General features: G+C 69.5%; 16 protein-coding genes. 11 read left to right on the top strand and 5 right to left on the bottom strand.

The genetic code is table 11. The features are described from left to right. Positions 1–4 precede the first annotated feature (4 nt). The 4 genes from VF794_RS25105 to VF794_RS25090 all read left to right on the top strand — a co-directional run bounded on the left by VF794_RS25105 (position 5) and on the right by VF794_RS25090 (position 9,543). A complete protein-coding gene (locus VF794_RS25105) occupies positions 5–976 on the top strand; it encodes an MBL fold metallo-hydrolase (protein WP_414640949.1) in 972 nt (323 codons plus the stop codon). 152 nt (positions 977–1,128) lie between these two features. Next, the gene (locus VF794_RS25100; protein ID WP_331114615.1) at positions 1,129–1,803 is read left to right on the top strand and encodes an L-2-amino-thiazoline-4-carboxylic acid hydrolase; all 675 of its coding nucleotides are present in this window, start codon (positions 1,129–1,131) and stop codon (positions 1,801–1,803) included. 127 nt (positions 1,804–1,930) lie between these two features. Next, on the top strand, positions 1,931–4,087 hold the full coding sequence (locus tag VF794_RS25095; RefSeq protein ID WP_331114613.1) for a hypothetical protein: 2,157 nt from the start codon (positions 1,931–1,933) through the stop codon (positions 4,085–4,087). Between the two features lie 110 nt (positions 4,088–4,197). After that, positions 4,198–9,543 (top strand): CARDB domain-containing protein, encoded by a 5,346-nt coding sequence (locus tag VF794_RS25090; protein ID WP_331114611.1) that lies wholly within the window; start codon positions 4,198–4,200, stop codon positions 9,541–9,543. Between the two features lie 93 nt (positions 9,544–9,636). On the opposite strand, the gene VF794_RS25085 is transcribed toward VF794_RS25090, so the two are convergent. From VF794_RS25085 to VF794_RS25075, 3 genes are all read right to left on the bottom strand, one after another. Further along, positions 9,637–10,305, bottom strand: a complete 669-nt coding sequence (locus tag VF794_RS25085) for an SRPBCC domain-containing protein (RefSeq protein WP_331114609.1) — start codon at positions 10,303–10,305, stop codon at positions 9,637–9,639. After that, positions 10,302–10,952 carry a 2OG-Fe(II) oxygenase gene (locus VF794_RS25080; RefSeq protein WP_331114607.1) on the bottom strand — a complete coding sequence of 217 codons (651 nt, stop codon included), beginning with the start codon at positions 10,950–10,952 and terminating at the stop codon, positions 10,302–10,304. The genes VF794_RS25085 and VF794_RS25080 overlap by 4 nt, the downstream gene beginning before the upstream one ends. A gap of 198 nt (positions 10,953–11,150) precedes the next feature. Then, positions 11,151–12,752 (bottom strand): HEAT repeat domain-containing protein, encoded by a 1,602-nt coding sequence (locus VF794_RS25075; protein WP_331114605.1) that lies wholly within the window; start codon positions 12,750–12,752, stop codon positions 11,151–11,153. A 103-nt stretch (positions 12,753–12,855) separates the two neighbouring features. Here VF794_RS25075 and VF794_RS25070 point away from each other — a divergent pair, with 103 nt between their 5' ends. From VF794_RS25070 to rsmB, 4 genes are read left to right on the top strand one after another with little or no spacing between them, the layout of a single operon-like run. Continuing rightward, entirely contained in the window at positions 12,856–13,455 is a 600-nt protein-coding gene (locus VF794_RS25070; RefSeq protein ID WP_331114603.1) for a signal protein, read from the top strand. Positions 13,456–13,487: 32 nt separating this feature from the next. Continuing rightward, positions 13,488–14,423 carry a methionyl-tRNA formyltransferase gene (gene fmt / locus VF794_RS25065; protein ID WP_331114602.1) on the top strand — a complete coding sequence of 312 codons (936 nt, stop codon included), beginning with the start codon at positions 13,488–13,490 and terminating at the stop codon, positions 14,421–14,423. Between the two features lie 15 nt (positions 14,424–14,438). Beyond that, the gene (locus VF794_RS25060) at positions 14,439–15,278 is read left to right on the top strand and encodes a type II 3-dehydroquinate dehydratase (RefSeq protein ID WP_331114600.1); all 840 of its coding nucleotides are present in this window, start codon (positions 14,439–14,441) and stop codon (positions 15,276–15,278) included. A 7-nt stretch (positions 15,279–15,285) separates the two neighbouring features. Continuing rightward, the gene (rsmB, locus tag VF794_RS25055; protein ID WP_331114598.1) at positions 15,286–16,605 is read left to right on the top strand and encodes a 16S rRNA (cytosine(967)-C(5))-methyltransferase RsmB; all 1,320 of its coding nucleotides are present in this window, start codon (positions 15,286–15,288) and stop codon (positions 16,603–16,605) included. A gap of 3 nt (positions 16,606–16,608) precedes the next feature. Here rsmB and VF794_RS25050 read toward each other — a convergent pair whose 3' ends face one another. Next, positions 16,609–17,421 (bottom strand): protein kinase domain-containing protein, encoded by an 813-nt coding sequence (locus VF794_RS25050; protein ID WP_331114596.1) that lies wholly within the window; start codon positions 17,419–17,421, stop codon positions 16,609–16,611. 208 nt (positions 17,422–17,629) lie between these two features. Here VF794_RS25050 and VF794_RS25045 point away from each other — a divergent pair, with 208 nt between their 5' ends. From VF794_RS25045 to VF794_RS25035, 3 genes are all read left to right on the top strand, one after another. After that, entirely contained in the window at positions 17,630–18,214 is a 585-nt protein-coding gene (locus VF794_RS25045; RefSeq protein WP_331114594.1) for a TIGR02265 family protein, read from the top strand. Positions 18,215–18,281: 67 nt separating this feature from the next. Beyond that, entirely contained in the window at positions 18,282–19,052 is a 771-nt protein-coding gene (locus tag VF794_RS25040; RefSeq protein ID WP_331114593.1) for an alpha/beta hydrolase, read from the top strand. A gap of 29 nt (positions 19,053–19,081) precedes the next feature. After that, on the top strand, positions 19,082–20,125 hold the full coding sequence (locus tag VF794_RS25035) for a YARHG domain-containing protein (protein ID WP_331114591.1): 1,044 nt from the start codon (positions 19,082–19,084) through the stop codon (positions 20,123–20,125). 83 nt (positions 20,126–20,208) lie between these two features. Here VF794_RS25035 and VF794_RS25030 read toward each other — a convergent pair whose 3' ends face one another. Next, positions 20,209–21,108, bottom strand: a complete 900-nt coding sequence (locus tag VF794_RS25030; RefSeq protein ID WP_331114589.1) for a LysR family transcriptional regulator — start codon at positions 21,106–21,108, stop codon at positions 20,209–20,211. Between the last annotated feature and the right edge of the window lie 19 nt (positions 21,109–21,127).

Raw genomic sequence — 21,127 nt, 5'->3', positions numbered from 1 at the left:
GACGATGCGTACTTCCCCTTGGCGTGCCGCGGTCGCCGCGGTCCTCACGGCCGCGAGCGGCGCCGCGCTCGTGCCCGCCACCGCCCAGGCCGCCGCGCCCCAGGTCAAGACCCAGGCGCCGGGCTACTACCGCATGATGCTGGGCGACTTCGAGGTCACCGCCTTGTCCGATGGCACCGTCGACCTGCCGGTGGACAAGTTGCTGACCAACATCAAGCCCGCACAGGTGGAGAAGGCGCTCTCCCGCGCGTTCCTGAAGGCGCCCGTGGAGAGCTCGGTCAACGCCTACCTCATCAACACCGGCTCCCAGTTGGTGCTGGTGGATACGGGCGCTGGCAACCTCTACGGCCCGACGCTGGGCAAGCTGATGGCCAACCTGAAGGCGGCCGGCTACCAGCCGGAGCAGGTGGACGCCGTGCTCATCACCCACCTGCACCCGGACCACCTGGGCGGGCTGATGGCCGGGGACTCGCGGGCCTTCCCGAACGCCACCGTGCATCTGGCCAAGGCCGAGGCGGACTTCTGGCTCAGCGCCGACAACATGAAGAAGGCGCCCGCGGAAATGCAGTCGATGTTCCAGAACGCCACGGCGATGCTGACCCCGTACTCCACGGCGGACAAGCTCAAGCCCTTCGAGGGTGATGCCGCGCTGGTGCCCGGCATCAAGGCGATCACGGCTTTTGGCCACACCCCCGGCCACAGCACTTACTCCGTGGAGAGCAAGGGCCAGAAGCTGGTGCTGTGGGGAGACCTGATGCACGTGGCGGCGGTGCAGTTCGCCGATCCTTCGGTGACCATCCAGTTCGACAGTGACTCGAAGGCGGCGGCGGCCCAGCGCAAGAAGGCCTATGCCGACGCCGCGAAGCAGGGGTACTGGGTGGGCGCGGCCCACGTCTCGTTCCCGGGCATCGGCCACGTGGCCCCCGCGGGCAAGGGCTACGTCTACTTCCCGGCCAACTACACCACCAGGCAGTAACACCGCGGCGGCCCGCTGAGTGACGGGGAGGGGCCTCGCGCGAGGCCCCTTTGGGCACACGCCGGCCCAGGACCAGGTTGGCTCGCCGATGCGTTGTCAGAGGCGCCCCGTTACATCCTCTGGCAGGCAGGCCGCGAGTGGGGCTCGCGGCCATGAAGGGGGACGTCGTGTCGAGCGCGAAGACGAGGCCCGTGCGGGAGATCCTCAAGGCGAGCCGTCCACTCCTGAAGCAGGCGCTCGGCGAGGAGCGGAGCGAGCGCTTCCAGCACCGGGCCCGCGCGCGAATCGAGGCCCTCGAGCCCGCTGCGCCTCGCTTCCGGGCCCCCATGAACAAGATGCTCTTCGGACTCGGTGTGCCCGTGCTCGGCCTGTACCAGGCGCTTCGAGAGGATCTCGGCGTGGAGCGGGAACAGGCGCTGCGCCTGCTCGAGGAGATGGTCCGAAGCGCTTTCCACCGGATGTATGGCTCTCCCCTCCGGAGCGCGATGACAGGTGCGTTCTACCGAATGGGTTGGTTCCGCGAGCTGATGCGTGAATGGATGCGCTCCGCCCATGAGCCCGAGGGCTTCCACTTCGAAGTCGTCGGGAGGGAGAGCGGCGAGGACTCGCTGATCTTCGAGGTCCGCGGGTGTGCCCTCCTCAAGTACTTCACGGCCCACGCAGCCCCCGAGGTCGTGCCCATCCTGTGCCGGCTCGACGAGCTCACGGCCCGCTACATGCGCGGCGTGAAGCTCGAGCGGACCGGGACGATCGCGATGGGCGCCAGGCGCTGCGACTTCCGGTACGTGAGCACACGGAAGGAGTCTCCGACCGGCGTGCGGCGCTGACCGGGCTCGAAGAGGGCTGTCCGATAATCCTTTGTTTCCTGGGCTGACAAGCCTATTTTGCGGCCACTCTCACGCCGCCGTTGAACCTCACCGCCTCTCCCGGGGCGGTTTCCCGGAGCCTCCTCGCATGTTTCGACGACTTCTTCAGGTCGTATGGGTGACGTGTGTCTCGTTGGGCCTGACGGCCTGTGGAGACGCTGCCCCCAAGAGCACCGAAGCCGAGCCAGACGGCGAGGTCCCCCTCCACTCGGAGCGCGGCGGCGTGGGCGTGCTGGAGCAGGAACTGGGCGCGGGCGTCAGCCTGAATGCCAGGCGCTCGCTGGCGGTGACGGAGACGGCCATCCTGTCCCAGTTCACGCTCCAGGAGGTGCTGGATCAGCTGGTACGGCAGAACGGAACGACGGGCTACACCTCCGCGCAGCTCTTCCGGCAGCTCTGGGAGACCCAGAACCGCTCCCCCCGGCCGGAGACGATGGATCTGGATCCCACCCCCCGCTGCAGCGACAACGGCTTCTCGCTCAACGGCTTCGAGTACCTCTGCCGTGAAGACAGCGAGGGCGAGCAGGCCTGGAACGGGCTCACGACGGCGGTGTCCTACTCGGCGGTGGGTCTGTTCAACCGCTTTGATCTGGCGCCCTCCAACGGCGCGGACTGTGGCGAGTACCGGATCGTCTTCGCGAAGACGGATTTCAGCGTCTCGGGCCGCAGCATGCTCATCTTCGAGGCAGTGCTGCCCAACCCGCGCACGGACCTGGGCCTGGAGGGCTGCCGGCCCGTGACCAACTTCTGGCGGGACCTGAGCACCAACACCAACGTGGACTCGCGCGCCACCGCGCTCAAGAACTTCTACTTCAACGGCCTGTCCGGCTTCTCACCGGTCATCCACTACAACAACTACGGCAACAACTCGCGCGGCGTGGGCCAGGTGCGCACCAACCAGTTCGTCCGGCCCCCGTGGCTGATGCGGGAGTTCAAGGTGAAGCGCACCTGCCCCAGCACGGGCTGCAAGGTGCAGTTCGTCCCCGCGACGGTGAAGACCAACCCGTACGGCGAACTCTTCAACCCCAACTCCACCCACCCGCTGGCCGCCGAGTTCCGCAGCTACTTCCTCACGCAGGTGAAGACGCTGGCCGTCAACAACCTCCACACCTTCAACTATGTCGTGCCGGACAAGTACAACGTGGGGCAGAATGACTCGCAGACGTCCAGCGTGGTGGACAACTATAACAGCCAGTTCCGTGGCGGCAGCGCGAGCACCTTCCGCAGCAACATCCAGGCGCAGCTCACCTCCATCGGGAGCTCGCTGACGCCGGAAGACATCGTCCAGCGGGCCGAGATGCTGTCCTGCGGAGGATGCCACCAGCGGAGCCTCGCCTTGCAGGTGGGCTCGGAGTTTCTGCATCCCTCGCATGACTTCACGCACAGCACCGAGTTCACCGAGACGGGTCCGGAGGGCGAACGGTTCAGGGTCTCCAGTGCGGTCGAGTTGAACTTCCTCCCGCGCCGCGAGCAGGTCTTGGAGAGCTTCCTCAACAAGACACGCACCATCGCCAGCAGCCGTCTCGGGCTCGAATACATCGCCGCGAACAAGGGCAACGTCTACTGGACCGAGCAGCTGAATCCCGGCAACGTGATGAAGAACGCGGTGGGCGGCAGCCCGGTGGCGCTGGCGACGGGCCTGCATGATTTCTGGGGCATCGCCACCGATGGCGTCAACGTCTACTGGATGGACACGATGTCCACCAGCAACACGCGGCGGGTGATGAAGATCCCGGTCAACGGCGGCACCATGACGACGCTCGCGGCTCGGGAGAACATGGCCTACCTCGCCACCGATGGCGCCAACGTCTATTGGATCGAGACTCGAGTCGACAGCAACCTCAACTTCATCAACTCGCTCATGAAGCTGCCGGTGGGGGGGGGCACGCCCGTCACGGTGGCCAACATGGGGGCTCAGTCCCAGTACCTCGCGGTGGACTCCACGAACGTCTATTGGCGGCGGAACGACACGCTGGTGAAGATGCCCAAGGCCGGGGGCACCATCACCACCCTGGTCACCAACGTGCCCTTCGCCGTGTCCCTCGCCTCGGATGGAACCCACCTGTACTGGGCCGAGAACGACTGGGCGACTCCCGGCGGCATCAAGAAGGTGCCAGTGGTGGGAGGCTCACCGGTCACCGTGCTCTCCAACGTGATGTACGTGACGGGCGTCGCGGTGGACAACTACAGCGTCTACTGGACGGACGGCAGCAACCCCGGCCCCGTCAAGACGGGCCCGAAGTAGCTCCCCGAAAAACGGGATATTCAACTTTTCCCCGCCAGCCCTTTCCTCTAAGCTTGGAAAGCACGCACCGGAGGTGGAATTCCGTTCCCGGTGCGACGGGAGAGGGCGTCATGCGCAAGGGATTCGTTCGTGGGTACCGAGGGCCATTGGGCGTGCTCGTGAGCGCGCTGCTGCTGGGGGCCTGCGGCACGGCCGAACAGAATGGGGACTCGGCGGGCGAAGTGCCCACGCCGTTCCAGCCGGGCGTGGTTCGCCAGGGACTGGACGCCGGCCCGGTGGACGCCGGCCCGGACCTCGAGGTCACCCAGGTGCGCGGTCCGAGCGTGCTGCGCCCCTCCGATCCCTTCTGGGCGGACGTCATGCTGTGCAACAACGGGGACTCGTACGCGTCCACCGAGCTGTCCACGTCCCTATCGGCGGATACCACCATCACCCGGGACGATCCCTCGGTGGACACGTCCCCCGTGTCGCTCGAACCGGGTGTCTGCCGCAACAAGCGTGTCCTCCTCCAGGGGTTGTCCCTGCCCGAGGGGGAGTGGGTGCTGGGCGCCCTCGCCGACCCGTTCGAGAACCTCGTCGAGGGCTCGGAGAGCAACAACGCCCGGGCGGGCGCCTCCATTGCCATCGGCTACAAGCCGGACCTGGTGCTGACGGAGCTGCGCGGCCCGGTCTCCACGCCCACCCACACCAGCTTCCCCGTGACATTCACCGCGTGCAACCAGGGCACCTCGCCGACCCTGGGCTCGCGCGTGGAGTTCTACCAGTCCCATGATGCCACCATCACCTCGTCGGACGTGCTGCTGGGCGGCGCGTCGCTGCCGTCGCTGGCCGAGGGCGAGTGCATCACGCGTCAGGTGCAGGTGAGCTCGTCAGGGCCCACCGGGGCCTGGTTCCTGGGAGCCATCGCGGACCCGTTCAACTCCGAGCCCGAGTTCTTCGAGAGCAACAATGCGCGCCTGGGGGAACTCTTCGGTGTGGGCTCCGGACCGGATCTGGTGGTGCGTGCCCTCTCCGCGCCGCGGAGCGTCTCTCCCGGCAGGCTCTTCGAGCTCACGGCGACGGTGTGCAACCAGGGCACGGGTTCCTCTTCGAATGCGCCGCTCGAGGTGATGCTGTCGCTCGACGGCACCATCGACACGAGTGACTGGCGGCTGGTTGGAATGGCGATTCCCAGCCTCACCCCGGACGAGTGCCGTGACGTGACCGTGAGCACCAGCGCGTCCGCGCCCCACGGGGTGTATGTGCTGGGCGCGATCGTGGATCCGGGCGGCGCGCTCTTCGACCTGAACAGGCCGAACAACGCGTTCGCCGGCCCGCGCTTCGGGGTGGGGGATGCCCCCGATCTGGTGGTGACCTCGGTGCGCGCTCCACCCCATTACGGGGGGGCGCTCACGGGCCCCAGCCTGGTGACGGTGTGCAACTGGGGCACCCTGCCATCCACCTACGGCTTCCAGGTGGACATGGTCCGGTCCTCGGACGACACCATCACCCTCCAGGACTGGCGGGTGGGAAACACGTCCTTTCCGGGCCTCGCTCCCAACGAGTGCGTCTCGCGGGAGGTGAGCACCAACGTCTCCGGACCGGAGGGCACCTGGTACATCGGCGCCATCATCGACGCGACCGGGTCCGTGCCCGAGCTGTCCGAGGACAACAACACCGGCGCCAGCACCCGCGTCGGGGTGGGCTTCCGGCCGGACTACGTGGTCAAGGCGGTGAGTGGTCCGCCAGGTGCCCTGCCCGGAGCGCCCTTCGCCGTCACCATGACCCTGTGCAATGAGGGGAACGATGGGTATTCCGGTGGCGCTCCCATCTACGTGAACGTGGTGCGCTCGCCGGACGCGACCATCGACCTGAGTGACCGGTCCCTGGGAAGCACGAGCTTCCCGTCGCTGCCCCGGGGCCAGTGCGTCACCCAGACCAGCTCGGTGTCGATGGCCGGGCCGAACGGACCGGCCTACCTCGGGGCGATCATCGACGTGCCGGACATCGTCGTCGAGCTCTTCGAGGACAACAACACCGGGGTGGGCAACCGCTTGAGCGTGGGCTCCGCGCCCGATCTGGTGGTGCGCGTGGTGGGCAGTCTGCCGCCGAGCGCCCAGGTCGGCCAGTCCATCAGGGCGCAGCTCGAGGTGTGCAACCAGGGCACGCAGGCCACCAGCGGTTCGATCGCGGTGGACCTCGTCCAGTCCCCGGACGCCACCGTGACCTTCCAGGACAAGTCGATCGGTGGATTCAGCATGCCGCAGCTCTCGTCCGGGCAGTGCCGCTCCGTGTTCGTGAATGGGTACGTCTCCGGTCCCGAGGGCCTGTACACCCTGGGCGCCCTCGTCGACGCGCCCAACTTCGTGGCCGAGCTGCTCGAGGACAACAACCTGGCGACGAGCGGTGTGCTGGCGGTGGGCCTGGGCCCGGATTACGTCATCTCGAGCCTGAGCGCGCCGTCCAGCGTGCAGGCGGGCCCGTCCTTCACCGTGACGGTGACGGTCTGCAACCAGGGGACGAAAGAGGGCTTCGGTACCCTCCTCAAGGTCTTCCAGTCCAATGACGCGAACGTCACCGTGGCGGACCCGCGCATCACCGAGTCCAGCGTACCGGCCCTGTCCCCGGGCCAGTGCACCCCGCTCTCGCTCGCCGCCTCCGCGTTTGGGCCCAACGGCACCTACACGCTCGGCGCCATCGTCGACCCCGGCAACAGCCAGTACGAACTCCGCGAGAACAACAACGTGCACGTGGGCGGTCGCCTGGGAGTGGGCTCCAAGCCGGACCTGGTGGTGACACAGGTGAGCGGCCCGATGAACGTAGCGCCAGGCGCCTCGTTCCAGGCATCCGTCACCGTGTGCAACCAGGGCACCGCGCCGAGCGGTAACTTCAGCACCGACGTGGCCCTGTCGGAGGACACCACCATCGACTTCCAGGACTTCCGGTGGGGCGGGGGGTCGATGTCCGGCCTCGCCCCGGGTCAGTGCACCGTGCTGAACCTCCCGGTCACCGCCTACGTCCCCGACGGCCCCTACTATCTGGGCGCCATCACCGACAGCATGGGCATGCAGGAGGAGATGTTCGAGGACAACAACGCCTCCGCCGGCCCGCTGATGGGAGTGGGCCATGCGCCGGACTTGAACGTCACGGCCTTCTCCAGCCCGGGGCTCGCGCTGCCCGGCACGTTCCTCCGCACGCGGATGACGGTGTGCAACCAGGGCACCACGTCGAGCCCCTCGCACGAGGTGGCCGTGTTCCAGTCCAGCGACGCCACCGTGACGCCCCAGGACTTCCTCGTTGGGCGCACCTGGGTGCCAGCCCTGGCATCGGGCCAGTGTGCTCTGGCCGAGGTCTCCGGCCCCACCAACGGCTCCGAGGGCTCGTATGTGCTCGGCGCCAGCGCGGATCCGCAAGGGCAGGTGTTCGAGACCCTCGAGGGCAACAACCTCTCCACCGCTTCCCTCATGTTGGTCGCCAAGGCCGACCTGACCGTCACCGCCATCAGCGGTGCGACGAACACCCGCAGGGGGGTCGCCTTCACCAGCCAGGTGACGACGTGCAACGTCGGGACGAAGGCCAGCTTCGACACGATCACCGAGCTGAGACTGTCCACCGACGACTTCATCGGTCCTGGAGACACCGTGCTCACCCAGGTGACGTTCCCAGCCATGGAGCCGGGCCAGTGCCTCACCTTCCAGGTGAATGCCTCCGCCTACGTGCCCGACGGCCTCTACTGGCTGGGGGCATGGGTGAACCCCAACCAGGCGCAGGGCGAGGCGCGCGAGGACAACAACACGCTGGTCGGCAACATGCTGGCCGTCTCCGCCAAGGGTGACCTGACGGTCGCGGAGGTGCTCCCGCCGATGAACGTGGTGTCCTCCGGCGCGCCCTTCTCGGCCAGCGTGCGCGTGTGCAACGTGGGCGTGAGTTCCACCTCGAGCACGCGCCTGGAGCTGTTCCTCTCCGCCGACAACCGCATCATGCGCGGCGAGGACTTCCTGGCGGCGGACGTGCCGTTCACCTCGCTGGCCGCGGGCACCTGCCGCATCCAGAGCGTGACCGCGACCACCGGCTCGGTGTTCCCGGGGCGCTGGGTGCTCGGCGCCATCGTGGACGGTGGCAACCTCGTCATCGAGGCCAACGAGTCCAACAACACGCTGGCGGGCGAGCCGATGGCCGTGGGCAACGGCGCGGATCTGGCGGTCACCAGCGTGAGTCCCCCCACCAACGTGGTGCTCCCGGGGACGAGCTTCAAGACCGATGTCCAGGTCTGTAATCGCGGCAGCGCGAGCACGCCCTCTTCCCAGGTGGAGGTGTTCCTCTCGCGTGATGCCACCGTCACGCGCGAGGACTTCAGCGTGGGGGGCGCCCCCCTCGGCTCACTGGTGCCCGGGGCCTGTCTCTCCGTGTCGGTGTTCGGCACCGCGAGCGCGGGCGAGGGCACCTGGTTCGTGGGGGCCATCGCCGACCCGTTCAACAACTTCTGGGAGCCGCGCGAGGACAACAACACCCGCGCGGGCGCTTCGCTGGCGGTGGGCGATGGGCCCAACCTGCTCGTCACCTCGGTGAGTGGCCCGAGCGTGGTGCGCCCTGGTGCCCCCTTCACCACGAGCACCATGGTGTGCAACCGCGGGACCCGGAGCTCGCCGCCGAGCACCGTGACCGTCCACCTCTCGGGGGACGCGAGCATTGGCCCCGGGGATCTCAAGCAGGGGCAGGCCAGCGTGCCGGGACTGTCCGCCGGTACCTGCATCACCCTCTCCGTGCCGGGCCAGGCCTACGGGCCGGAAGGGGCGCTCTTCACGCTGGGTGCCGTCGTCGATCCGGGTGAGAGCGTCTTCGAGCCGCGCGAGGACGACAACGCCTGGGCTGGAGGTGCCTTCCGCATCGACGGCACGCCACCGGCCACGCCCTCCATCACCAGCACGTCGCCCAACGGACAGGGCACCACCACCATGCCCGGGGTCTACGGCACGGCCGAGGCGAACGCCACGGTGCGCCTCTATACCAACAGCACCTGCACGGGCACCGTGGCGAAGATGGGCACGGCCTCCACCACGGGCAGCTTCAGCCTCACCGTCACGGTGCCGGCCAACAGCACCACCACGTTCTACGCCCAGGCCGCCGATGCCGCGGGCAATGTGAGCGGGTGCTCGGCGGGCCGTGCCTACACGCACGATGGCATCGCGCCCTCGACGCCTGTGCTCTCCGGCACCAACCCCTCCTCGCCCGGCACCTCCACCACGCCCGCCTTCCAGGGCAGCGCCGAGCCCAACACCACGGTACGGCTGTACACCACCAGCACGTGCACGGGCACCGTGGCGGCGAGCGGCTCGTCCGGCACCAGCGGCGCGTTCTCGCTCACGGTGACGGTGGCGGCCGACACCACCACCACCGTGTATGCCAGCTCCGCCGACGCGGCCGGCAACGTGTCCGCGTGCTCGGCGGGGCTGAGCTACACGCACTCCAGCCTGTGAGGGCAGGGGACATAGCCGCACTCGATGGCCGTCGACGCCGTGAGGCAGGTGGGCCGCGGCGTCTCCGTGCCGAACTCATCAATCCGCCAGTCCTCAGCGGCTCGGGAGCCCGTTCTTCAGGCGCTCGCGAAGCACCGCGCCGAGCACCCGCGCGGTCTCCTCGGGCAAGCGGGCGAGGTGGGCGTAGATCGTCTCCTCGAGCTGGGCGAGCGTCTCCGGCGAGGCTCCAGCCTCTCTCACGCCGGCGAGCACCGTGTAGGCCGCCATGCCGAGCGGCTCGACGAAGCCGCTCGACTCCTCCCAGCACTCCTCGAAGCAGGGCACGGCCTCTCCGGACGCGACGCGCACCAGCCGTCCCAGGCAGGTCTCCCAATACGCCCGGTGGGCCTGCTGCGCCTCGGGGCTCGAGAACGGGCCCTGGCGCAGTTCGATCCGCGTGCCCTCGTCCTGCGCGCGGAGCATGAGCGAGGCCCGGGTCGTCTCGTGGCCGAGGTTCCCGCCGCCCTCCCAGGCCAGCTCCAGCACGAGGCCCTCGTCCGGGAGCACCTCGAGGACGCGGCCCCTCTGGGCGAAGGGCACTCCGTGCTCGTCGAGCAGGTTCACCCGGAACGGCTCGCCCACGGGCTCTCCGCCGGTCTCCCCGAGTCGCACGGCGCCCAGGGGGGCTCCGTACCAGCGCCGCACGTGGTAGGGCTCCTTGATGGCCTCGAAAACAGCGCTCGGGGGCCGCGCCACCCAGACATCCATCGCCAACTCACTCATGCGCTCACCCCGTCGCGGGTCCTCAATTCGAAACGCGGCACCCCCAGCAGTTTGGACTCGGCCACGCGGTACTGCTCGATCACCAGGCTGATGCGCGCCTCCGAGAGCGCCGGGGCCCCGGTTTGAATCGCCACCACCTCGTGCATGAGATCGCCCCGGAACATCACCAGCGAGCGCGACGTGGGCCTCACCGCCGCCACCCGCCTGCCGCGGTGATACAGCCGCAACTCGCCTCCCGCGAGCTGCTGCGGCACGTGGACGTAGAGCACGCTCACGGCGAAGGGGCTGCCGATGCCCTCCCCGTAGTACTCCATGCTCCGGTCGAGGTGGGCCTCCACCCCGCGCCCGTTCTGGACGAGGAGCGGGTTGAGCAGGAAGGCGTTGCAGTCCGGCAGGAGCGCCGTCTCCAGGTAGGGCGCGAAGGCGGGAAAGCGCTCCGTCACCTCGGACAGGCCATCGCGCCGGAACGTGATGGAGAAGCCATAGGTGCCGGAGAATTGCTCCGTCAGGTTGCTCTCGCCCAGAAGGGGCGAGCCCAGGATGGCGGAGCGGATGGCGTTGACGGTGCCCTCGGGCAGGGCCTCGGGCGTGTGGTGATGGAAGGTGTGGAGGCGGAAGGCCCCGCCCCAGGGTGGCTGGAAGCGCATGGGCGCAGTCTACTCCGAGGCGCGTGCGTCGTGTTTTGTCCTACATGTGCCCGCGTTGCTTGTAGACGTCTACAAACGAAGCGGCCAGCGCCCGCGGGTAGGTAGCACTCCCCTTGGTGCTCGTAGAGATCCTCGGGGAGGACAAGGGCACGCTCCTTGTCCTCGCTCCCGAGCGCCTCGGTGTCCTCGAGACGCCGCTCAAGTCTTCTGCCGCTGCAGCCGGGCCACCAGCCGTCGCAGGTCCTCGTTCACCTGCACGAACTCCGTCTGGCTCTTCTCCTCGGTGAGCTGCTTCTCCAGCGCGGGCAGCGCGCTCCGGGCCTGCGTCGCCGCTTCCTTCGAGTCCTCCACCAGCCACTCCGCCCCGAGGATGAGCGCCTGCCGCGCGTTCAGGTCCGTCTCCGGCATCCGCGCCAGCAACGCCCCCACGTGCGCCGCCGACTTGCCGCGACCCACCTCCAGCGCCGCGCGCTCCACCACGCCCTTGTCCGCGTCCTCCAGCTTCTTCGCCCAGCAGCCCGCGTCCGCTCCGCACGCCTTCGCCGCCTCCAGCCGCTTGCCGTGCTTCGTCATCTCCTCCACCCGCTTCCTGGCCAGTGCCGCCGGGTCCTCGCAGCCCTCGCCCCCCAGCTCCGCGCACTCGGACGCAGTCCTCGCGGGCTCCGCCGCCATCAGCTTCTCCAGCGCCGGCTGCTCCCTCGCGTCCCCGAGCATCGTCAGCGCCTCGAGCGCGGAGCGCCGCGCGTACCAGTGTCCCTGGCCCGCCGCCTTCTCCAGGGCGGGGAGCGCCTCGCGTCCGCCCACCAGCACCAGGGCGTACGTGTACGCCTGCCGCACTCCCGCATCCGGCTCGGCCGCCAGCGCCGCCAGCGGCTTCACCGCCGCCGCCGAGCGCATCCTCGCCAGGGCATCCGCCGCGCGCGTCCGCACGACCGCCTGCACCCGAGGGTCCTCGTGCTTGAACGCGAGCTGCTGGAGCAGCGTGCCCTCCGCCCGGCGCTCCCGCAGCTGGCCCAGCACCTGCGCCGCCTTGAAGGAGTAGCTCGCCGGGTTGATGTTGTTGCGCTGCATCCAGCCCGACAGCTCCGCGTCCTTGCCCTCCAGCACCGACAGCAGCGCGTCCGCCGCGGGCTGGCCCACCTGGAAGAGCGAGAACGAGCTCTCCGTGTAGAAGGACGTTCCCTGGCGCTCCTTCGTCAGCATCCGCACCAGTGACGGCACCGCCCGCGCATCCCCGATGCGCCCCAGCGCCTCGATGGCCTTCTTGTTCAGGAAGGGCTCCACGCCCTCGTCCGTGGCGAGCTGGATGAGGGGCTCCACCGCCTCGGCCACGCGCATCCGCCCGAGCGCCTCCACGGCCTCGACGCGGGTGAAGTTGTCCCGGGCCTTCAGCAGCTTGAGCAGCATGGGCGTGGCCTTCGGGTCTCCAATCTCTCCCAGGGCCGCCGCCAGCGCCTTGTTCATCAGGTTGGCAGCCGAGTCCGTCACCCCCAGGTCCACCGCGTCCGACAGGGGGCTCACCGAGGTGGGGCTCTTCACGTCGCCGAGTGCCCGCGCCACCGCTGCCTTCACCTCCGGCTTGCCCTCCTCGGCCAGCCGCGCGTGCAACAGGGGCAGGAAGCTCTCATTGAGGTGGCCCGAGCTGCGCAAGGCCTCGACCACCCGCACCTTGTCCTGGGCCTTTCGGGCCTTGCCCAGTGTCTTCTCCCAGTGTTCCGGCTTTGTCGGGTCCACCTTGCACCCGGAGAGCGTGAGCAGGAGCACGAGCGCGAGGCTCGACGCGGCGAGAAGACGAGACATGGGGCCCCCAGGGCGCTGTGGGTTGAACGTGCGTTCCGTCCTAAACCCGTCCTGTCGGAAGGAGCAAACCGACCCGGGAGATTGGAGTACGCTGGTCAACGCCATGTCCGTCGATTCCCAACCTTCCGCGCGGCCTCATGTCCTGCGTCGGAAATACCTGCTCGATGCCGGTTTCCAGGTCCGCTACATCCTCCGGCTCGCGGCCCTCGGTGGCGGTGGGGTGCTGCTCGTGGGCGTGCTGGCCTACCGCATCCACCAGGCCGCGGTGCGGTCCGGTGCGTCCCCCGAGGCCTTGAGCGCCAGTGGGCAGACGCTGCTGTGGCTCGCCGGGGTGGGGGCGCTGGGCGTGGCGGGGGTGCTGGCCCTCTTCGGGCTCGTCCTCACCCACCGCGTGGCCGGCCCCATCCACGTGATGAGCCTCTACATCGCCACGCTCGCCGCCGGCCGCTACCCGCGCATGCGCCCCCTGCGCAGGAAGGACGAGCTGCGCGGCTTCTTCGACCGCTTCAGCGAGGCGGTGGACCGCATCCGCGAGCGCGAGGCCGAGGAGGCCCGGCTGCTCTCGGAGGTCATCGAGGCCCTGGAGCCGCTGGCCACCACCCAGGATGCCCAGGCCGCCCTCAGCATCCTCTCCTCGATTCGCGCCCGCAAACGTCAGGCCACCGAAGGTCCCACCGCGGGCGCGCTGAAGTCCGTTGCCTGAGTGCCCCCGGTGCTGGAGAAGACTCCCCGCATATGACCCGCCCCCGTATCGTCTTCATGGGCACGCCCGACTTCGCCGTGTCCTCCCTGGCCGCCCTCTTCGACATTGGAGACGTGGTGGCCGTCGTCACCCAGCCGGACAAGCCCAAGGGCCGAGGCCAGGCGCTCGCCATCTCCCCCGTGAAGGCCTATGCGCTCGAGCGCGGCGTGCCCGTGCTCCAGCCCCAGAAGCTGCGCACCCCGCCCTTCTCCGAGGAGCTGCGCAAGCTCGCCCCGGACGTCGCCGTGGTGACGGCCTACGGGAAGATTCTGCCCAAGGACCTGCTGGAGACGCCGACGAAGGGGTGCCTCAATGTGCACGCCTCGCTGCTGCCGCGCTTCCGGGGGGCCGCTCCCATCCAGTGGGCCATCGCCCATGGGGACCAGGAGACGGGCGTGACGCTGATGGTGATGGACGAGGGCCTGGACACCGGCCCGATGCTGGCGGAGAAGCGCCTGCCCATCGCCTCGGACGAGACGAGCGCCACCCTGCACGACAAGCTCTCCAAGCTGGGAGGCGAGCTGCTCCGCGAGTGCCTCCCCGCGTACCTGCGCGGCGAGCTGAAGCCGGTGCCACAGCCCTCGGAGGGCGTGGTGCTCGCCCCCATCATCCAGAAGGAGGAGGGCAAGCTGGACTTCACGCGGACGGCGGTGGAGTTGGAGCGGCGGTTGCGCGCCTTCACCCCGTGGCCGGGGGCCTTCACCACGCTGGAGGGCAAGCTGTTCAAGGTGCACCGGGCGCAGGTGGGGCAGGGGAGTGGCGCGCCGGGCACGGTGGTGTCCGCCAGTCCGCAGGGGCTGGAGGTGGCGTGTGGCGAGGGCTCCCTGGTGCTGCTGGAGGTGCAGCCCGAGGGCAAGCGGGTGATGACGGCGGGCGAGTTCCTCGCGAGCCGCAAGCTGGCGCCGGGCAGCCGGCCTTTTGAGTCGTAGGAGAGGACACGGAACATGGGTAAGCGGTTGCTGGTGCTGCACGGGCCGAACCTGAACCTGCTGGGCGAGCGGGAGGGCCGGCAGGGAGGACGGTTGGCGGACCTGGACCTCGCCCTGGCCGCCCGGGCCAAGGAGCTGGGGCTGGAGCTGAAGGTGGTGCAGTCCAACCACGAGGGCGTCCTCATCGACACCCTCCACGCCGAGCGCTCGGGAGTGGACGGCGTGGTGGTGAGCCCGGCGGGCCTCTTCGGCTCGTACCCGCTCATGGAGGCGCTGGAGGCGGTGGGCGTGCCCGCCATCGAGGTGTACGTGAATCGGCTCGGCCAGCGGGAGTCCGTGGTGGCCGAGGCCTGCGCCGCCACCATCGAGGGCCAGGGCTTCGACTCGTACCTCGAGGCCCTGGAGCGCTTCGCGAGCGGCGACCTCGCCGGCAAGGCGTCGGAGGAGGAGGAGTCCCCGGCCGTGAAGCCCTCCCTGTCCCTGGTGCGCTCCGCCGACGCATCGAGGAAGACGCTGGGCCGCAAGGTGGAGGCACCCGCCGCCGTGTCCTCCTCGCCGATGAAGACGTTGGGCCGCAAGGTGAAGGGCGTGGAGGCGACGCCCGCGGCGGACTTCCTCTCCCGGGCGTTGGTGCGGCAGAAGATCGCCGAGCGGCTCGCGGGCAGGATGACGCCCTCGGAGCTGGCCACCTGGGCGCGCTCGAAGTGGACGGAGGTGCAGACAGGGGCCCCGGCCGAGAGCGGCTACCGGGACTTGCTGGAGGACTACCTTCAGCGCCTCACGCTCTCCACCATGGCCGCGAGCAAGCTGTCGGACACGGAGCTGTTGGACATGATGACCCGGTTGGAAGGGTAGGAAACGGATGAACGCGCGCGTCATCGCCCTCCAGGTCCTGAGTCGCGTCCGGGCCACGGAGGCGTATCTCAACGTCGTTCTGGACACGGTGCTCTCGGAGTCGCCACCTGCGGACCCTCGGGACGCGGGGCTCGCCACGGAGCTGTCCTACGGCGCCACCCGGCGCCAGCTCGCGCTGGACTACGCCATCACCCGCTTCGCCGACCGCAAGCTGGATGCGCTGGAGGACAAGGTCCTGGCCGCGCTGCGCGTGGGGGCCTACCAGCTCTTCTACACGCGCATCCCCGCGCGCGCCGCCGTGGCCGAGACGGTGCAAGCCCTCAAGGACGTGGGGCTGTCGCGCGCGGCGGGCTTCACCAACGCCATCCTGCGCAAGCTGTCCTCGCTGCCCTCGCAGCCGCTGCCACCGGAGGCGGACCCCATCGAGCTCCTGTCGGTGCGCGAGAGCCACCCGCGCTGGTTGGTGGAGCGGTGGATCAGCCAGTTCGGCCGCGAGCGCGCCGAGGCGATGCTCGTCGCCAACAACCAGGCGCCGGCGGTGGTCGTCCGCGCCAACAGCGCGAAGGTGACGCGCGACGCCCTGCTGGAGCAGATGCGCGAGACGGGGCTGGAGGTGCGGCCCACGGCGGTGTCTCCGGTGGGCATCGTGCTGCCCCCGGTGGGACGGCTGGAGGACGTGTACGGCTACGCCGAGGGGTTGTGGCAGGTGCAGGACGAGGCGGCGCAGTTGGTGGGCGTGTACGGGGCCATCCCCGAGACGGCGCGGGTGCTGGACGCGTGCGCGGCCCCGGGTGGCAAGGCGTGCCACCTGGCCGAGAAGCACCAGGTGGTGGCCACGGACCTCCACGCCACCAAGCTGCGGAAGATCTACGCCGAGGCGAAGCGGCTGGGCCTCTCCGAGCGGCTGAGGGCCGAGGCGCACGATGCCACGCTGCCCGTGCCGGAGGAGTGGGGCGAGTTCCACGCCTTCCTGGTGGACGCGCCATGCTCGGGGCTGGGGACGCTGCGGCGGCACCCGGAGCTGCGCTACCGGCGCAAGCCGGAGGACATCGGGCGGCTGGCGGTGCTCCAGCGGCGCATCCTGGAGAACTGCCAGGAGTCGGTGCTCCCCGGAGGGCTGCTCGTCTACGCGGTGTGCACGTCGGAACCCCAGGAGGGGCAGGATCAGGTGGAGATGTTCCTGCGCAGCCACCCGGAGTGGACGGCGGAGCCGCCGGTGCTGCACGAGGCGGTGAAGCTCCCGCTCGCCCAGGCCTACCTGCGTACGCTGCCGGGCCCCGAAGCATGGGACGGCTTCTTCGCCGCGCGCCTGCGCAAGCTGTACTGAGCCTCAGTCGAGGGACTCGACCACGGGGGGATGGAGCTCGTAGTTCGGCGGGGGCGGAGGCGGAAGGTCCGGCAGGGTCCTCAGGACCGGCCGCAGCGCCCGCAGGGCTTCCGGGATGTCGCCGAAACGCTTGCCGGGAGTGGCGGCCGTGGCCCGCGCCACCCAGGGTTCCCAGCGCCCCCGCCACGCGTCGTCCTTCCGGGTGACGAGCATGTCCCGCACGATGCGGCCAAAGGCGAAGACGTCGACGGCGGACGAGAGGGGACCCGGACGCGCCGACTCGGGGGCCAGGTAGGCCGCGCCCACCTGGGGGGGCCTCAACCAGTCCTGACCGTGCGCGCGCCGGAAGGTCTCCAGCCCCAGGTCGAGCAGCGACAGCCTCATGCCGCTCCCCGTGTGCGCGACGAGCAGCCGGGAGGGGCGCAGCCGCCCATGGACGAGGCCCTCGGTGTGCGCGGCGGCGAGGCTGTGTGCCAGTTGCTCCGCCAGGGAATGGACGATGGGAAGGTCGAGCCCGATCGGTTGCAGCCCGCCCAGCGCGGAGGGCAAGGACTCTCCTCCGGGCTGCCACGCGCGCACCAGCCACAGCGACTCGCGGGCCGGGTCGAACCCGGCTGCTTCCACGGAGGGCAGGGTGGGAAGCCCCCATCGCTCGCCCGAGCGCATGTGGTGCTCGAAGCGCTCCAACTCGGCGGGGGTAGGGGCCCGCAGCGTGCGCCACAGGGTGAGCCGTCGGGCCGCACCGCCGTCGAGGGGCTCGACCCGGAACTCCGAGCCGGGCTCGTCGCCAAGGGCTGGCCGGACGATTCGCCACATCCCTCCGATGACGTCACCTCTGTTCCGTGCGCTCATGGTCTTGAAGTGTAGACCCGACGACCTCCGCGCAACCCAAGGGCCCCTCGGAGGGACGTCCATCCTCCAACACGAGACCGGGCTCCGGGTGTGCGTCCGCGTCGTCCGATGCGGCGCGTCTTGACCCGGCGTCCGTGTGCTGAGCACACGCGGTCGTGTATCAAGAGGTGCGATGCAGACGGGCTCACAGCAGGAGCTGGAACAGCGGCTGTCCCTGGCCAGTCCCGAGGACACCCTGCGAGGCTTCTTCTTCACCGCCGCGATGAAGGTGGTGCGCAACGAGTGCGACGAGACGGCGCTGAGCCGATGCCTCGAGGCGGGAGGCGAGGGGCGGTTCATGGCCTTCTTCAGCTATCCCATCGGCCCGTGGCTCCGGCTGCTCTACGCCGCGGCCTGGGCGCTGAGCGAGAAGCACGGCGGTTTCGACGCGGCGATGCGGCACCTGGGGCGCTCGGTGGTACCGGAGTACCTGGAGTCCTCGGCGGGCCGGCTCCTCACGATGCTCCCCGTGGCGACACCAAGGCTGCTGCTCGCCAAAGTGCCACCGGCCTACCGGACGGCCGTGCTGCACGGCGAGTGCTCGCTGAGTTGGAGCGGGGCCAACACCTGCCTCCTGGTCTTCAAGGGCACGGCCCTTCCCCTGCCGTACATCGAGGGGGGCATATCGGGCCTGCTCGATCTACTGAGGGTGAAGGGGGTGAAGGTCACCGGGCGTCAGGTGGACCCCCTGGAATCCGAGGTCTCCATCGCCTGGTAGCTGGCGGGGCACCCCGTGGCATGTTCGGGGCCCGGGCGGTGTTCCGCCCGCGTTCGCGAGGAGGCACATGCGTCGAGTAGTCGAGCTGACGGAGACAGGTCGCGGCATGGGTCCCCGGGTGCTGATGCTCCCCGGTTTGGGAGCGAGGGGCTCGGGCTTCCGGGCGCTCGCCGAGCAGCTTGCCCCCGTGGCGCAATCCATCCTCGTCGAGTACCCCGAGGGCAGCCACGCGGCCTGTGGCGCGGGGGAGCTCGCGCGTCAGGTGCTGGAGGCAGTGGGCCCGGTGGACGCGGTGGTGGCCAGCTCCTACGGGGGCATGGTGGCCGCGCACCTGGCCGCGGCGGGAGTGGCGCGTGGGGTGGCCTTCCTCGGCTCCTTCACCCGTCCCGAGCACCTGGGGCTCCTCCGGGGCAACCTCATCCCCATGATGGGGCCCATCGCCGTCCTGGGCTGTCCCGGTCCCCTCACGGCCGCCCTGGCCTCCTGGAAGCGCATCCCCACCGAGCAGGTGCCCGAGGTGGTGCCCACCACCTCCCTGGAGCGGATGACCACGCTCCACCGCGCCTTCGCCGTCCTCCGCGAGCCGCCTCCGCCAGAGCTGCGCAAGCTGCCCGTCTCGTGCCTGTGCATTCAAGGGGACCGCGACGTGCTGGTGCCCGCCTCCACCATGGCGCGACTGGCCACCGCGCTGCCCCCGAGCACGCCCCAACATCTGCTGCGGGGGGTCGGCCACGTCCCCTACTTCACCCACCCCGAGGAGTGCGCCCGACTGCTGACGCCCTGGCTGTACGCGCTCGCGCCCGCGGGGGAATGGCAAACCCTCCGGCCCTCCGCGTAAGCTGCCCGGCGCCCCACGGAGGCGCACGGATGCACTCCCACACCCAGTCCTTCCTCCGCGCCTCGGCGCTTGCGCTGGTCCTGCTGGCGCTGCCCGCGGTCGCGCAGAAGAAGAAGAGCGCCCCGGCGGACACCTACGTGCCGCCGCCCGCGAGCCAGATTCCGGGCTACTCGGAGAAGCCGCTCCCCTGTCGCATGGAGGAAGAGGCCATTCCCCCGAGCGTCATCTGCGAGAACGGCGAGCTGGCGGGCAAGTCGCTGCGCGAGCTGTCCCTCATGCGCAACACCATCTTCGCCCGCTACGGCTGGGGCGGCTTCCGCAAGCCCTGGGTGCGCGAGTACTTCCAGGGTCAGCCCTGGTACAGGCCGGATCCTAAATTCTCCTACAAGCGGTTGTCGAAGGCGGACCAGCAGAACGTCCACATCATCGCCGTGCGTGAGCAGTCCTTCACCGAGCGCGAGCTGTTCCGCATGCGGTTCACCGTCTACGCGCGCGCCGGCAAGGTGTTCGGCGACGTGTACGAGTGGAAGCTCGCCAACGGCAAGACGGTGCGCTCCTGCGAGGAGCCCAAGGAGCCGTTGGACGCGGAGGAGTGCTCCGGGTCCCACTGCGCGGGCGCGCACTCCTGGGACTGCGAGTTCCAAGAGGAGCGCTGGTACAAGCCGGACCCCGGCTTCAGCGAGGACAAGCTCCCGCCCGAGGCCCGCATCGAGCTGGGCCTCATCAGCCGCGCGCTCGGGCAGTACGCCAGTGACGACAGCAGCCGGGACAAGGCCAGCGCCTCGCTGGACCGGGTCCTCTCCGTGGCCGAGCTGCGCCAGCTCTCCCTGCGGGACCTGCGCCTGCTGCGCAACACCATCTACGCGCGGCGCGGGCGGCCCTTCAAATCCAAGGTGCTCCAGTCCCACTTCTCGGCCATGAGCTGGTACCGCAAGGACCCGAGCTACACGGACGCGCGCCTGACGGCCAACGACAAGCGCAACATCGACCTCATCCGCGCCGTCGAGGACGAATTCGGTGGGCCCCTCAAGGACGAGGACTGGCTCATCGATCCCGCAACGGACGGGGCCTGATAGGCCCCAGGCCGCCCCGGGTGGGCGGCACGGAGCAAGAGAGCGGACGCAACGAGAGGCCCCGGGCGGGCCACAGGGCGGAGCTACGTGTCGTCGCCCGTGGACTCGGCCAGCTTGAAGGCCTCCAGCACGGCGGCCGAGGAGCGGTCCAGGTACTTGCCCTTGCGGATGAGCAGGCCGATGGGACGGGACACCGGGCCCTCGGCGAAGGGCTTGGCCACCAGCGAGTTCTGCGCCACCTCGGCCGCCACCGTGGACGAGGGGAGGATGGCCACGCCGATGCCCATCTCCACCGCGCGCTTGATGGTCTCGACGTTGTCGATCTCCATCACCGGGTTGAGGTCCAGGTTCTTCTCGCGGAAGAGCCGGTCCAGCGCCTTGCGCGTGGGGGCCTCGCGGTCGAAGGCGATGAAGGGCACGCCCGAGAGCGCCGTGAGGCTCACCTTCGCCTTGGTGGCGAACGGGTGGTTGGGCGAGCACACCACCGCCAGCTTGTCGTCGCGGAAGGGGTGGATGTCCACGCCCGCGCGCGGCTGGGGGTAGGCCACGATGCCAATCTCCGCCGCCCCCAGGATGACGTCGTCGTACACCTGGTCGTTGCGCCGGTAGTTCAGGCGCATGTTCACCTTGGGGTGCGACTTCAGGAGCTGCTTCTGCACGTTGCGCAGCTCGTGCAGGCCCACCGAATAGATGGTGGAGACCGTCGTGGTGCCCTGCACCTCGGTCGACTGCTCGCGGATCTCGTTCTCCACTTCCGCGAAGCGGGCGAGGATCTCCTTGCACCCACGGAACAGGCGCTCGCCGGCGGGCGTCGGCGTCACCTGACGCGCGCTGCGCGACAGGAGCTTCTGCTCATACCGGTTCTCCAGGGCGCGGATCTGCTGGCTCACCGCTGACTGCGTCACGTGGTTGAGCTGCGCGGCCCGCGAGAACGAGCCCGTCTCCACCACGTCACAAAACATCTTCAAGGATTCAAGCTGCATAAGAGGGCGCCTCTCCTAA

It is taken from the genome of Archangium sp. (genome assembly GCF_036389735.1).
GTDB lineage: Bacteria > Myxococcota > Myxococcia > Myxococcales > Myxococcaceae > Archangium.
The sequence above is the reverse complement of the archived record's forward strand: the minus strand, read 5'-3'. Positions and strand labels throughout refer to the sequence as shown.